The 14,406-nt window shown below is 68.4% G+C and carries 12 protein-coding genes; 7 read left to right on the top strand and 5 right to left on the bottom strand.

Annotated features, from left to right (window positions below; all coding sequences use genetic code 11):
- Positions 1 to 48: 48 nt before the first annotated feature.
- Positions 49 to 423: a hypothetical protein gene (locus KY496_RS07980; RefSeq protein WP_219864423.1), complete on the top strand. Its 375-nt coding sequence runs from the start codon at positions 49 to 51 to the stop codon at positions 421 to 423.
- On the opposite strand, the gene KY496_RS07975 is transcribed toward KY496_RS07980, so the two are convergent.
- Positions 417 to 1,481, bottom strand: a complete 1,065-nt coding sequence (locus KY496_RS07975; RefSeq protein WP_005667220.1) for a S41 family peptidase — start codon at positions 1,479 to 1,481, stop codon at positions 417 to 419. The two genes, KY496_RS07980 and KY496_RS07975, sit on opposite strands and share 7 nt — an antisense overlap.
- A gap of 200 nt (positions 1,482 to 1,681) precedes the next feature.
- Here KY496_RS07975 and KY496_RS07970 point away from each other — a divergent pair, with 200 nt between their 5' ends.
- From KY496_RS07970 to KY496_RS07955, 4 genes are all read left to right on the top strand, one after another.
- Positions 1,682 to 3,511, top strand: a complete 1,830-nt coding sequence (locus KY496_RS07970; RefSeq protein WP_219864422.1) for a DUF885 family protein — start codon at positions 1,682 to 1,684, stop codon at positions 3,509 to 3,511.
- 234 nt (positions 3,512 to 3,745) lie between these two features.
- Complete coding sequence (locus KY496_RS07965) at positions 3,746 to 6,037, top strand: catecholate siderophore receptor Fiu (protein ID WP_219864421.1); 2,292 nt, start codon at positions 3,746 to 3,748, stop codon at positions 6,035 to 6,037.
- A gap of 74 nt (positions 6,038 to 6,111) precedes the next feature.
- Positions 6,112 to 6,438, top strand: coding sequence for a hypothetical protein (locus KY496_RS07960; protein ID WP_219864420.1), 327 nt, complete (start codon positions 6,112 to 6,114; stop codon positions 6,436 to 6,438).
- A gap of 33 nt (positions 6,439 to 6,471) precedes the next feature.
- Complete coding sequence (locus tag KY496_RS07955) at positions 6,472 to 7,305, top strand: metallophosphoesterase (RefSeq protein WP_184238666.1); 834 nt, start codon at positions 6,472 to 6,474, stop codon at positions 7,303 to 7,305.
- On the opposite strand, the gene KY496_RS07950 is transcribed toward KY496_RS07955, so the two are convergent.
- The gene (locus KY496_RS07950; RefSeq protein WP_219864419.1) at positions 7,306 to 9,579 is read right to left on the bottom strand and encodes a penicillin-binding protein 1A; all 2,274 of its coding nucleotides are present in this window, start codon (positions 9,577 to 9,579) and stop codon (positions 7,306 to 7,308) included.
- A 219-nt stretch (positions 9,580 to 9,798) separates the two neighbouring features.
- Between KY496_RS07950 and KY496_RS07945 the strand changes: the two genes are divergently transcribed.
- Together KY496_RS07945 and KY496_RS07940 are read left to right on the top strand one after the other, a co-directional pair.
- Positions 9,799 to 10,845, top strand: coding sequence for an SDR family oxidoreductase (locus KY496_RS07945; RefSeq protein ID WP_219864418.1), 1,047 nt, complete (start codon positions 9,799 to 9,801; stop codon positions 10,843 to 10,845).
- Between the two features lie 61 nt (positions 10,846 to 10,906).
- Positions 10,907 to 11,722 (top strand): transporter, encoded by an 816-nt coding sequence (locus KY496_RS07940; protein WP_184238670.1) that lies wholly within the window; start codon positions 10,907 to 10,909, stop codon positions 11,720 to 11,722.
- A 33-nt stretch (positions 11,723 to 11,755) separates the two neighbouring features.
- Here the strand turns inward: KY496_RS07940 and KY496_RS07935 are convergent, their stop codons facing one another.
- Genes KY496_RS07935 through fnr form a run of 3 tightly spaced genes read right to left on the bottom strand, consistent with a single transcriptional unit; the run spans position 11,756 to position 14,290 of the window.
- Complete coding sequence (locus KY496_RS07935; protein ID WP_005667233.1) at positions 11,756 to 12,694, bottom strand: DMT family transporter; 939 nt, start codon at positions 12,692 to 12,694, stop codon at positions 11,756 to 11,758.
- Positions 12,695 to 12,752: 58 nt separating this feature from the next.
- Positions 12,753 to 13,523, bottom strand: coding sequence for an AraC family transcriptional regulator (locus KY496_RS07930; RefSeq protein WP_219864417.1), 771 nt, complete (start codon positions 13,521 to 13,523; stop codon positions 12,753 to 12,755).
- Between the two features lie 5 nt (positions 13,524 to 13,528).
- On the bottom strand, positions 13,529 to 14,290 hold the full coding sequence (fnr, locus tag KY496_RS07925; RefSeq protein ID WP_005667237.1) for a fumarate/nitrate reduction transcriptional regulator Fnr: 762 nt from the start codon (positions 14,288 to 14,290) through the stop codon (positions 13,529 to 13,531).
- Positions 14,291 to 14,406: the final 116 nt, after the last annotated feature.

The raw sequence follows: 14,406 nt of genomic DNA, 5'->3' as shown, positions 1-14,406 counted from the left end.
ATGGTCGTGAGGTAAGATGCCGCCCAATGCGATTCATCGGGAGTGCAAGTGCGGTACCGGAACTTGTCGTTGTACTGGCTGGCGATCGGCGTCCTGGGGATGCTGGCGTTTCGCGTGCCCTTCGTCGGCTTTGCGCTCGGCATCGGCGCGCTGCTGTACTTCGTGTATGCGATTCCCTACTGGCTGCTGTTCGTGGTGTTCTTCCACCAGCGTCCATACAGCCGCGTGGTGTTCGGCATGGCGCGCCGCACTTTCGCGATCCGGCTCGCGCTGGGGGCAGCGGTGGTGTGCGTCGGCAGCCTGCTGCTGGGGTGGAAAGTGCTGGCCTGCCTTGGCGCGGCCGTGCTGTATTACTGCGGCGAGATCGAACTCAAGGAGCGGATGATCGCCGCCGCGCAAGGTGACGTCGACCGCCCTCAGTGACGGCAGAGCGGCGAGGACTGGGCCGCCCATGTCGCAGCATGCAGCAGCGTCTCCCTCGCCGATTCTCCCGGCCTCGTTGGAACCTCGGGCGCGATGCCGCCGCGGATGACAGGCGCGTCGCCGACCGCGTAGCGCGACGTCGTCAGCGCCAGCATGGAGCCGTCCGCCATCCGGTGCGCGACATTGGCGGTCGTCGCCCCGAACGAGGTCTGGCCGAAGGTGCGCGTGCGCGGGCCCTCTCCCATCAAGGCGACCAGCAGCATTTCCCCGGCGCTGCTGGTGCGCTGGTCGACGAAGACGGCCAGCGGCGCGCCGGCGAAGCGCTGCAGCGGATTGTCCGCGCGCCCCCCGTATAGGGTTTCCATCTCGCGCAGTTGCAGCGGCTTGACGAAGGCCGTGCGCGCGCCGTCGCGTGCGACCAAGGCCGCCGCATTGGCCGGGCCGAACAGCGGATGCATGGCGATGAAAGGCGGCCAGGCGTTCCCGCCGAGCTGGGCGCTCAGGTCGATCACGAGGGCGCAGGCCTTGTCCGTCCCCGGCGTCGTCGCATAGTCCGCGTGGAAGCGCTGCAGGAAGAGCGGCGCTTCGGTCTGCAGGTCGCCCATGCTCTGGGGCGGCGTCCAGTGCAGCACCTGGCCGTGCGCGGTCAGGACCAGCGCGAAGGACGACGCCGTCCCTTGCGCGCGTGCGTTCGCCAGGCCTTGCTGGACCCGGCGCCCGCTCGACGGCGCCCGGATGGACGAGTGGCCATCGGCGTCGAGGGTGGCAAGCAGCGCGTTCACCTGCTGCCACAGCGACTGGCGATCGACCTGCGCTCCCGCATCGTCGAGCGCCGCCAGCAGCCGCGCCTTGGCGCTCGCGTATTCGTCCCGCTTGCGCGGGTACAGGCCTTCGGACTCGACCAGCTGGATGGTCTGCTGCACGACGGCGCGCGCGGTTTGCGCCGGGATCGGATCCCGCATGGCAGGCGCCTGCGCCAGTGCGTTCGGCAAGATCAGCAACGCCCCCGACGCCATTGCGATGGCGCTGCTCCACTTTCCATGCCTGCCTGCCGTCATGCCCGCTCCTTTCGTCTGGTCCAGTCGTGATCGTAGCCGCGAGCTGTCATGCAGTGAGAGTAAATTGCGACCGGATGTAAGACGCCGTACGTACGCCGCGCGACAACACCGGCGTTGTCGATCTGTTTACTTCCATGTTAGATTCCTTGGCGGCAATTGCTACCCGCCGCAGATAATCAACCACAAGGAAGACACCCGAGATGCCATCGACCCGCCAGCGCAGCCTGCGCGCCACCATCGCCGCCCTGTTCATCCCCGCCATGCTCGCCGGCGTGTCGCTGCCAGCGGTGGCTGCGCCGGCCGCCACCCAGGCCGCCGCCGTCGCCCCCTACAAGGCCTTCGACGCCTGGAGCGACAAGTTTGCCGAGGACTGGGTGCGCCTGAGCCCGCAACTGGCGACCTCGACCCAGTACTTCAGCGGCGCCGAGCAGGCCAGGCTGGACCGCGAACTGACCCCCTTGAGCGCGGCGCACCGCCAGAAGTCCGTCGCGATGGCGCGCGAAGGCGTCAAGCGCCTGGACGGCTTCAAGTCGCAGCCCCTGAACGAGACCCAGAAGATCTCGGCGGCGGTGATGCGCTGGTCGCTGCAGAACGTGATCGCCAACGAGCCGTTCGAAGACCACGCCTTCGTGTTCTCGCAGTTCAGCGGTCCGCAGATCGGCCTGGTCAACTTCATGACCAACACCCACCCGATGCGCAACGCGGCCGACGTCGACAGCTACCTGGCGCGCCTGGACCAGGTGGCGGTCCGCCTGGACGAGGCGCTGGTGCGCGCCAAGGGCGCAGCGGCCAAGCAGATGATTCCTCCGCGCTTCATCCTGGAGCGCGCCCAGTTCCAGGTCGACCACTTCCTCAAGCCGGCCGCCTCTGACAACGTGCTGGTGACCACGCTGGCCCAGCGCACCGCCGAGATGAAGGACCTGTCGCCGGAGGCGCGCAGCGCCGCCATCGCGCGCGCGACCGGCATCGTCGAGCAGAAGATCCGTCCTTCCTACACCCGCGTGCAGGCCTTCATGGCCGAGATCCACCCGAAGACCGGCATTGTTGCCGGCATCTCGCGCCTGCCGAACGGCGCCGCCGCCTACAAGCGCGCGATCGAGAACTTCACCAGCACCCAGCTCACGGCCGACGAGATCCACACGATCGGCCTGCGCGAAGTGGCGCGCATCGAAGCCGAGATGGACAAGCACCTGCGCTCGCTCGGCCTGGCCGACGGCAATATCGAAACCCGCATGAAGCAGCTCGATGCGCGCTTCCAGCCGAAGGGCGAGGGCGATCCGCGTCCGGCGATCATCGCCAGCTACAACGAGATGGTGCGCGACGCCGAGCGCAGGAGCGCCTCGCTGTTCAACCTCAAGCCGCGCGCGCCGGTCGACGTGCGCCGCGTGCCGCCCCTGACCGAGCCGTCGGCCGCCGCCCACTACACCCTGCCGGCGCCGGACGGCAGCCGTCCGGGTATCTTCTGGGTGCCGCTGCGCGGCCCGACCTTCGACATGATCCGCATGCGCAGCCTGGCCTACCATGAGGCGGTGCCGGGCCACCACTTCCAGCTCGCCATCCAGCAAGAGATGAGCGACCTGCCGAAGTTCCGCAGCCAGCGCATCTTCAGCGGCGGCAGCGCCCACTCGGAAGGCTGGGCGCTGTATACCGAGCGCCTGGCGGTGGAGCAGGGCTGGTACAAGGACGACGTCCCGGGCCTTCTGGGCGCGCTGGGTTCGGAGCTGTTCCGCGCCCGCCGCCTGGTGGCCGACACCGGCCTGCACACCAAGGGCTGGACCCGCCAGCAGGCGATCGACTACGGCATGGGCGCCCAGGAAACCGAGCGCTACGTCGTGTGGCCGGGCCAGGCCAATGCCTACATGATCGGCATGCTGCGCATCCTGGAATTGCGCGAGAAGGCGCAGAAGGAACTGGGCGACAAGTACTCGCTGCCGGCCTTCCACGACCTGGTGCTGGGCGCCGGCTCGGTGCCGCTCGACGTGCTGGGCGAGCTGGTCGACAACTGGATCGCGCAGCAGAAGAAGGCTTGACGCCGGCCGGCATGCGGCGAGCGCCGCATGCCCAACGGTTGGACAACGTCCCCGCCATGAGCGGGGACGTTTGCTTTCTGCTACTGGCAAACGGCCCAGGCGAACCCGGTCAAGTGTGTGGTGCGAACACAAATGATAATGATTATCGTTTACATGTATTGACGTTCTCGGTAGAATCATTGTTTTAGTTGCACTGTTTCATCAAATATCACTTCTGAGAGAGACCGCCTCGCCATGAAAGCAATAAAAAGCCGCAAGCACCCCATCACCCGCAGCCAGCTCGCGGGCACCGCACTGGCCGCGGCGCTGCTGCCGCTCGGCGCGCACGCCGCCGCCGACGCCACCGCCGCCACCGCTGCCACCGCCACTGCAGCGCCTGCCACCGTCGCTCCGCAATCGACCGTCGAAGTCGTCGGCAACTACGAGAACCCTTTCCGCGCCGAGAACGCCTCGTCGCCCAAGTACACCGAGCGCTTGGTCGACACCGCCCAGACCGTGCAGGTGATCAAGAAGGAGCTGTTCGAGCAGCAGGGCGCCCTGACCCTGACCGAGGCGCTGCGCAACACCCCCGGCGTCGGCGCCTTCTTCCTGGGCGAGAACGGCAACACGAATACCGGCGACGCGATCTTCATGCGCGGCTTCGATACGTCCGGCAGCATCTACGTCGACGGCGTGCGCGACGTCGGCTCGATCTCGCGCGACGTGTTCAACCTGGAGCAGATCGACGTGCTGAAAGGCCCGGCCGGCACCGACAACGGCCGCAGTGCGCCGACCGGCTCGGTCAACCTGGTGACCAAGAAGGCGAATCTCACCGACCTGGTGACCGCCGCGGTCACCGGCGGCAGCGGCGACCAGAAACGCATCACGCTGGATGCCAATCAGGTGCTCGACGCCGAGCGCGGCATCGCCGTGCGCCTGAACGTGCTGGCCCAGGATTCCGGCAGCGCGGCGCGCGACGTGGTCGAGAACAAGCGCTGGGCGGTGGCGCCGAGCATCGGCTTCGGCCTGAACGGCCCCACCCGGGTGCACCTGGACTACCTGCACGTCGATCAGGATAACATTCCCGACGGCGGCGTGTACGTGATCGGCCTGCCCGGCTACACCAGCCCGGACCGCGCCAAACCCTGGGTCGCCGACGCCCCGAAAGTCGACCCCAAGAACTTCTACGGCTCGGTCGACGACTACGACGACGTGAAGGCCGACATGGCCACCGTGCGCATCGAGCATGACTTCTCGCCGACCATGAAGCTGCAGAACACGAGCCGCTACGGCAAGACCAGCCAGGATTACCTGCTCACCGCCTTCCTCACCAGCGCCGCCAACCTCACCACGCCGGTCGAGGCCGACCCGAATACCTGGATCCTGGCGCGCAGCATCCGCACCGGCAAGGACCAGGAAAACAAGATCCTCACCAACGTCACGACGCTGACCAGCCAGTTCGACACCGGCGCCGTGTCGCACACCCTGGTGACGGGCTTCGAAATCACCAGCGAACGCCAGACCACCTGGGGCTTGACCGGCCTGGGCACGCTGCCGCCCGCGAACATCTACCATCCCGACCCGAACCAGGCGCCGACCACGCCGGTCGACGTGCGCCGCACCGGCGCCTACAACGAGGGCGAAGTCGACACCCAGAGCGTGTACGTGTTCGACACCGTCAAGGTCGGCGAGCGCTGGATCTTCAATGGCGGCGTGCGCCTCGACCACTTCCGCGGCGATTATTCGGTGGTGGCGCTGACCAATAACGTGCTGACCCCGACCCGCTTCAAGGTCGGCGATAACCTGGTCAACGGCAAGCTGTCGGCGCTGTACAAGCCGACCGCCAACAGCAGCGTGTATGCGATGGTGGCCAGTTCCAAGCAGCCGCCGGGCGGCAGCTTCACCGTGTCGGGCAACGCCAACAGCGCCCAGAACCCGATCTACGATCCGCAAAAGACGGTCACCACTGAAGTGGGCGGCAAGCTCGACCTGCTGAAATCCAAGCTGTCGCTGTCGGCCGCGCTGTTTCGCACCGACGTCGAGAACGAGGTCGAGCAGGATCCGGTCGACCAGCAGTGGTACCAGACCGGCGAGAAGCGGGTGCAGGGCGTGGAGCTGGGCGCCACCGGCGAACTGGCGCCGCACTGGCTGCTCAGCGCCGGCTACCTGTACATGGACACCAGCGTGGAGCGCGGCCGCAACGTCACCGCCGCCGGCGAGAACAGCCTGACCTATACACCAAAGCGATCGTTCACCGCCTGGACCTCGTATGACCTGCCGTGGGGCCTGCGCATCGGCGGCGGCGCGCGTTTTTCCGACAAGCTGGCGCGCGGCACCGACGGCGCGATCGGCACCCCGGCCTATACCGAATCGTACTGGGTGTTCGACGCCATGGTCGGCTACAAGGTCAGCAAGCACGTCGACCTGCGCCTGAACGTGTACAACATCGGCGACGAGAAGTATGTCGCGGCCATCAACAAGAGCGGTTACCGCTATACGCCGGGCACGCCGCGCTCGGCCAGCCTGACGGCGAACGTGCGCTTCTGATCGGCTAGCGGGCCAGCGGTGCGTCACCACCGGCCCGCTTCTGCTATGTTGAGCCCACCTTCATGGGGGACGACATGGAACGATTCCTGATCATCTATCGCGGCGCATCCGAACCGGGCGAGCGCCAGGAAGATCGCTGGCGCGCGTGGTTCGACGCCCTGGGCCCGGCCCTGCTCGATCCGGGCAGCCTGACGCAGGACAGCGTCGAGATCCCGAGCCGCCTGATCGGCCCCAAGCTGTCCGGCAGCTCGCTGTCGGGCTACTCGGTGATCGAGGCGGCGGATTTCAATGCCGTCGTGCGCATGGTCCAGGATTGCCCGGTCTTCGACGAGCGCGGCTCGGTCGAGATCGCACGCCTGGGGGCGGGGTTCGGCGCGGGGTTGGGCGCAAGCGCAAGCTGAAGAAGGGCGGCGCCTGCGGTATACTCGGCGCCCATGCGCATCCAGCTTTTCTCCGACCTGCACCTCGAACGCTATCCCGGCTTCCAGCCGCTCATCCTGCCGGACACCGACGTCGTGGTGCTGGCCGGCGACATCGGCTCCTACCAGGCCGGCTCGCGCCTGGAGACCGGGGATTTCGGACTCGAGCGCTTCTCTCCCGCATTGCCGGCGCTGGCGGGCAAGCGGGTGCTGTTCATTCCCGGCAACCACGAATTCGATTCGCTCGACCACGATGCCACCCATGCGCGGCTGCGCGCCACCTGCGAGCGGCTCGGCATCGTCTGGCTCGACCGCGAGATCGTCGTCATCGATCACGTGCGCTTCATCGGCACCACCTTGTGGAGCGACTTCGACGCCCTGGCGCTGCGCGACACCGACCTCACCAAACAGATGCAGCAGCGTAACAAGGCGTTCCGCGCGGCGAACTACTACCTGAGCAAGAACACGACCCTCAAGAATGGCGAGCAGGTGCTGGCCGAAGGCATCCGCGCCATGTCGCTCGACTGCCAGGCCTGGCTGCGCGCGGCGCTGGCCACGCCGTTCGAGGGCAAGACGGCGGTGGTCACCCATTTCGCCCCGAGCCTGATGAGCGCCGACCCGCGCTATGGCCTCACGCCCGGCACAGCGGGCTTCTGCAACGCGCTCGACGACCTGTTCAAGCACGCGCAGCTGTGGATGCACGGCCACCTGCACTGCCTGAACGACTACGTGGTCGAGGGGCGCGATGGCCCCCTGTCCTGGTCATGCCGGGTGGTGGCCAATCCGCTCGGCTACCTGAGCAAGGGCGAGCAGGAGGCTTTTCGTCCCGAGCTGCTGATCGAGATCTGATCAGCGCGGCGGCTCTTCGCCGCTGGAAGAGAGCGTGCCGATCAGCGTCTCGAAGCCGTCGGCCGCCTCCGGCACCTGTTCCTGTTCCGCATACTCGGCATACACCCAGTCGCCGCCGGCGCGCGCCACGCCTTCCGGCGGCAGCGGCTCGTGCTGCGGCGTCCTGGCCAGCGCGACGCGCATGAAGTCGACCCACATCGGCAGCGCCAGGGTCGAGCCGAACTCGCGGCCGCCGAGCGAGCGCGGTTCGTCGTAACCCATCCAGGCCACCGCCGCCACCTGGCCGCCGTAGCCGGCGAACCAGCCGTCGACCGCATTGCTGGTGGTGCCGGTCTTGCCGGCCAGGTCGGCCCTTTGCAGCTGGCGCGAGGCCGCCGCCGCGGTGCCGACGCGGGTGACGTCGCGCAGCATGCTGTCGACGATGAAGGCGTTGCGCGCGTCCAGCACCCGGGCGCTTTCCTGTCTCGGCTGCGGCGCCGCATGCGCGAACACGACCCTGCCGTCGCCATCCTGGATGCGCGCGATCAGCCACGGTTCCACGCGGTAGCCGCCGTTGGCCAGCACCGCGTAGGCGCCGGCCATCTGCAGCGGCGTGACGGCGCCGGTGCCCAGGCCGAGCGTCAGGTTGCGCGGCTGGCGCGCGGGGTCGAAGCCGAAGCGCGCCAGGTGCGCGCGGGCGTAGTCGACGTCCAGCGCGCGCAGCATGCGCACGGTGGGCACATTGCGCGAGCGCGACAGCGCATGGCGCACCGTGACCGGGCCCTCGAACACATTGTCGTCGTTGCGCGGCGACCAGTTGGCATAGGCCTTCTCGGCGCTGAAGTCGAGCGGCTCGTCGAGGATCTGCGTGCCGGGGAAGAAGCCGCGTTCCAGGCCGGCGGAATAGACGAAGGGCTTGATGCTCGATCCCGGCTGGCGCCAGGCCTGGGTCACGTGGTTGAACTTGTGGATTGAGTGATCGAAGCCGCCGACCAGCGCGCGGTAGGCGCCGGTCCCGGTGTCGAGCGCGACGAAGGCGGCGGCAACCTCGGGCAGCTGGGCGATCGATGGAGAGCCGTCGGTGGCCCTGGCCAGCCGGATGACGGCGCCGGGCGCCAGTTTCATCGCGGCCTTGGCCTTGCTCGACAGGGCGCCGGCGGCGAAGGCCAGGCCCGGGCCGGTGACCTCGACAGCGTCGCCGTTGGCGAGCAGGGCGCGCACCCGCCTGGGCGACGCGGCGACGACCACCGCCGGCGCCAAGCCGGCAACAAACGGACGTTTCTGCAGGGCGGCGGCGATCGCGTCCTTTCTTTCTTCGACGCCGGCCGGCAGCGCGATACGCGCCTCCGGGCCGCGGTAGCCGTGGCGGCGGTCGTAGGCGAGCACGTTGCGGCGCACCGATTCGTGGGCCGCATCCTGTTCGGCGGCCACGATGGTGGTGGTGACCGTGATGCCGCGTTCGTAGGCCGCCTGGCCGAAGCGGGCATGGACCGCCTGGCGCGCGATCTCGGCGACCCAGGCGGCGCGCGGATTCAGGGTGGCGCCATCGCTGCGCACCTGCAGGCGTTCGGCCAGGGCGCGCCGGTACTGGGGCTCGGTGATCAGCGCCAGTTCGCGCATGCGCTTGAGGACGACCTGCTGGCGCTTGCGGGCCGCCTGCGGATTCGACACCGGATTGCTGCTGGACGGGTTCTGCGGCAGGCCGGCCAGCATCGCGATCTCGGCCAGGGTCAGGTCTGGCAGCGGTTTGCCGAAGTACGTGCGCGCCGCGCTGGCGAAGCCGTAGGCGCGCTGGCCGAGATAGATCTGGTTCAGGTAGACCTCGAGGATCTGGTCCTTGGAGAGCGCCTTCTCGATTTTATAAGCCAGGGCAACCTCGGTCAGCTTGCGCGGCAGCGTCTTGTCGCGCGACAGGAAGAAGTTGCGCGCGACCTGCATCGTGATGGTGGACGCGCCCTGGCTGCCGAAGTCGGCGAGATTGGCCTTGGCCGCGCCGAGCGCGCGGATCCAGTCGACGCCGCCGTGCTCGTAGAAGCGGGTGTCCTCGATCGCCAGCACGGCCGATTTGAGCAGCGCCGGCATCTTGGCCACCGAGACGAACTCGCGCCGCTCGGCGCCGAATTCGCCGATCAGCACCTTGTCGGCGGTGTAGACGCGCAGCGGGATCTTCGGCCGGTAGTCGGTGACGGCCTGGATGTCGGGGACGTCCGGCAGGATCGAGGCGCCGGCCACGTGCGGGGCGGTCGCGAGCAGCAGGGCGGAAAGCAGGATGACGAGGGGGCGACGTGGTTGCATGGCGGTTTTCGTGGACGGTTGGTCGAACGCGGCCGATCATACTGTCGCGCGGCGCCCGGGTCATGCGAAAAGGCCGAGGTAGCGCGACACGCCCCTGCGCAGGGCGGCTGGCGCTACCTTGGCCATGCCTCCGGCGAGCGGCGCATCCGTGGCACGGGACGACGCTGGACGCACGGAACGGGTATCCTTGCGCCAGTCAGTTTTCATGAGGAGAGATGGATGAGCACCAGGTATAGCGCATTGGTCGTCGGCGCCAGCGGCATCATCGGCAATGCGGTCGTACGCGAGCTGCACGGACGGCCGGAATGGCGGGTGCGGGCCTTGCCGCGCACTTTCGTGGACGGCGTCGAGAGCATCAAGGTCGACCTGACCGACGCCCAGGCCACCGCCAGCGCCCTGGAAGCGGCGCGCGATACGACCCACGTGTTCTACGCCGCGCTGAAGAGTGGGACCGACCTGCTCGACGAGGAGCGGATCAACGGCGGCATGCTGCGCAACCTGCTCGACGGCTTGAAGGCGGTCGGCGCCCCGCTGCAGCGCGTGGTGCACTATCAGGGCGCCAAGGTGTATGGCGTGCACCTCGGCGATGCCCAGGCGCCGTTCTACGAGGACGACCCGCGCCACATGACGCCCAACTTCTATTATGCCCAGGAAGACCTGCTGCGCGAGCGCGCCGCCGCCGGCGAGGTCGAATGGTCGATCCTGCGGCCCGACGTGGTGGTGGGCGACATTGCCGGCAATCCGATGAATATCGCGATGGTGATGGGCATGTTCGCCGCGCTCAGCAAGGACGCCGGCGCGCCGCTGCGCTTCCCGGGTACGGACAAGGTGTACTCGGGCGTGCTGGCCCAGACCACCGATGCCGACTGGATGGCGCGCGCCAGCGTCTGGGCCGCGCTCGATCCGGCGGCGCGCGGCGAAGCCTTCAACCTGGTCAACGAGCCGTTCCGCTGGGAGCGCGTATGGCGCCAGGTCGCGGCGGCCTTCGACATGGAGGTGGGACCGCCGCAGCCGTTCTCGCTGGCCAGGCAAATGCCGTTGAAGGCGCCGGCGTGGGAGCGCATCGTGCAGCGCCATGGCCTGCAGTCGATGCCTTACGAGAAGCAGGTCGGCTGGTGGTTCGGCGACTTCGTGTTCAATACCGAGTTCGACATGGTGTCGGACATGGGCAAGATCCGGCGCGCCGGTTTCACCGAAGCGGTGGAGCCCGGCGCGACGATCGTCAGCGCCATCGAGCGGCTGCGCGCCGCCCGCTGGCTGCCTTGAAGCGGCAGCTGGCGCCGGCTCGACCCTCGCATACCATGTCCAACCTCGTTTATCCGACCGCATGATGTTTCCATCAACCCTTACGCGCCCGCGCCGCCAGGCGGCGTTCCTGGTGCTGGCCTGCAGCGCCCAGTTCGCCCACGCCGACGACGGCGATGTCATCAATCCCGACCGCCCCAACGTCGCCAATTCCAGCCAGGTGGTCGGTGATGGCCGCCTGCAGCTCGAGATCGGCGTCAACTGGGATCGCCAGCGCAACGACGACCTGCACCTGCGCACCTTGAGCACGCCGGCGCTGCTGCGCATCGGCCTGGGCGACACGACGGAACTGCGCATCGAGACCGATGGCCGCAGCATCGAGCACGAGCTCGATCCGGCTAGTCGCGCGCGCACCACGACTGCGGGCTGGAATGCCGTGTCGATCGGATTCAAGTGGCATCTTGCCGACGGCGAGGGCGTACATCCGGCCCTGGGGCTGATCGGCTCAGCGGCGCTGCCAAGCGGCAGCTCGGCGCTGCGGGTCAAGGGTGTGCTGCCGCAGCTGGTGCTGGCGGCCGAGTGGGATCTGCCGAAAGGCTGGTCATTGGCCGTGACGCCGGGCGCCGGGGCCGATGTCGACGATGACGGCGCGCGCTACCACTACGGCATCCTGGCGGCGTCGCTGGGCAAGAAATTCACTGAACGCGTCCAGGGATTCCTTGAAGTGGCGGCGCCGCAGATCGCGTCCGCATCGCATGGCGGCGACCGGATGCAGGTCGACGCCGGCGTCAGCTGGCGCCTGAACAAGAACTGCCAGGTCGATGCGATGGTGGTGCATGGGTTGAATCGACATACGCCCGACCTGAGCCTGGCGTTCGGGCTGTCGGTGCGGCGCTGAGGTCGCCGCAGTTTCAACGCTGCGCCGACAGGATCAGTGCGCGCCCCGGTGCGCCGACGCGCACGAGACCACGCCCGCGACCAGCAACGCCAGGGCGGCGGTCTCGAACCCGCTCGGCCAGCGCGCCTCCCACAAGAAGCCGTACAAGGCCGCGAAGATGGTCTCGAACACGATCATCTGGCCCATCAGGCTCAGGGGCAGCGCGCGGCTGGCATGGTTCCACAGGGCGTTGCCGACCACCGAGCACAGGATGGCGACCGTGGTGACCAGGGCGCCGAACTGCATCCAGGCCGGCAGCGTGTGCGCGCCCGGCGCCAGCACGAAGGCCGGCATCGCCAGCGCCAGGGCCATCAGCCCGGTGACCACGCCCACCAGCAGGTTCCATTCATGCGGCGAGATCCCCTCGATGCGCGCCAGCCAGCGGCTGTTGTGCACCGCGAAGAGGGTCCATGACACCAGCGCGCCGAAGGCGCATGCCAGTCCGGCGGCCGAGCCGGGGCCGGACGCCGACAGCGACTCCCAGCCGATGCAGGCCAGGCCGGCGCCGCTCAGCAGCAGCGACGGCAGCAGGCGGCGCAGCGGCACCGCGTGACGGTCGCGCGAACCGACCAGGGTGACCGCGATCGGCAGCAGCCCGATCACGATCGAGGCCATGGCCACGCCGCCCAACTGGACCGCGTTGGCGAGGAACAGGTAGTAGACGATGTTGCCGGTGAGGCTGAGCCAGATCAGGCTGCGCCAGGCCGGCCAGCCGAGATGGCGGCGCAGCCGTCCCCAGGCCGGGGCGATCAGGATGGCGGCGACCAGGCCATAGGCCAGGTAGCGCCCGGCCGAGAGCTGGATCGGCAGGAATCCCGGCGCCAGTTCCGGCGCCAGGAAGACCAGGCCCCAGAGCGCGCCGGCGGCGATGCCCGCGCCGATGCCGAGCAGGGTGGAGCGGGACAGCCCGCCCGCGCCAGTAGCGATGTACATGATGAATCTCCTTTGAAGAGATTCTCGGATCCGGACGTGGGTCCGGTCTTGGCCGGGACTACCGCGGTGTTGGCGGTGTCTCCTGACCCGCACGCCGACAGGCGCCGGGTGTGGTGTCGAACACGCGGCGCATCGCCCGCGTCAGGCTGGCCTGGTCCGAAAAGCCGCAGGCGAGGGCGATGTCGGCCACGCTGCGCGCGCTGTGCGTCAACAGGCTGCGGGCGCAATCCAGGCGGCAGCGCAGCAGCCAGGCATGCGGCGTGCTGTCCAGCTCTTCGCGAAACAGCGCGTGCAGGCGGCTGACGCTCAGGTTGGCGGCGCGCGCCATCGACTCGGTGCTCCAGGCCAGGCCGGGCGCGGCCTCGATGCGCGCCAGCAGGGCGGCCAGGCGCGAGGTGGCGCGCGGCGCGTCCAGGCTCAGGGTGTCGAGCAGCAGCGGCACCCAGCCCTGCACCAGCGCGCGGGGCGGGGCGTGGGTTGGCGCGGCATCGCGCGCCATCACCCCCATGAACTCGACCAGCTTGCGCGCCGCGGGGCCAAGCGTGACGAAGGGCCGCTCCAGCAGGCGCTGCCACGGGCCACTGCCGAAGGCGGCGCCGTCGACGTCGACGATCAGGGAGCCGTTGGCACCCGGGCTCGATTGCGCATGCCAGGCGCCGGGCGCCACCAGCGCGCCATGCAGGGGATCGAGCCGGCCGCGCCGCGCTTCGATGTCGAGCACGACTTCACCGTGCACCGGCAGCACCAGCTGGGCGAAGTCATGGCGGTCGCCCCAGTGCACGCGGTCGTAGCTGCGCAGGTGCAGGTCGCACGCGGGCTGCGGCGTCATGGGCTTTACGCCATCGGGCTGCAGGCGTCGGTGCCGGCCGCCAGCGCCTTCAGCTTGACCGGATCGAGCAGGGTGACTTCGCGCTTGTCGACCTCGAGCCAGCCCTGCTTTTTAAAGCGCGACAGCAGGCGGCTGATGCTTTCGATGGTCAGGCCCAGGTAGTTGCCGATGTCTTCGCGCGACATGCGCAGCTGGAAGCGGTTGGCCGCATAGCCGCGGGCGGCGTAGCGCGCCGACAGGTTGACCAGGAACACGGCGAAGCGCTGCTCGGCGCGCATATTGCCGAGCAGGAGCATGACGTTCTGCTCGCGCGTGATTTCCTGGCTCATGATGCGGTGGAAGTGGCGCAGCAGCGTCGGCACCTCGCCGAACAGGTCTTCCAGGCGCGCGAACGGGATCTCGCAGACCTCGGAGTCTTCCAGCGCCACCGCATCGCAGTGGTGGGTGCCGCTGATCGCATCCATGCCCAGCAGCTCGCCGGCCATCTGGAAGCCGGTGATCTGGGCTTCGCCGGCGGCGTTCACCTGGTAGGTCTTGAAGTGGCCGAAGCGCACCGCGTACAGGTTGCGGAACGACTCGCCCACGCCGTACAGGCGCTCGTCGCGCTCCAGGCGGCGACGGCGGCCGATGATCTTGTCCAGGCGGTCGATCTCGGCGTCTTCCAGGCCCATCGGCAGGCACAGCTGGTGCATGCTGCACTGGGCGCAGGACTTGAGCGCATGGATGTTCAGGGGCGGCTCGGCTTGCCGGGACAGGGGCTGGCTCATGACGGATGGTCGCTTTGTTCAGTACACCGCAAATTATAGACCCGTTGGCTGAGCATTCTGGCCGGCAAGGCCGAAATTTGCACCAAATTGGGAAGTTTTCATGAACTTTTGTTGCG

The sequence above is a fragment of the Massilia sp. NP310 genome, from assembly GCF_019443485.1.
Taxonomy (GTDB): Bacteria; Pseudomonadota; Gammaproteobacteria; order Burkholderiales; family Burkholderiaceae_D; genus Telluria; species Telluria timonae.
This window is presented reverse-complemented; position numbering and strand designations above follow the sequence as displayed.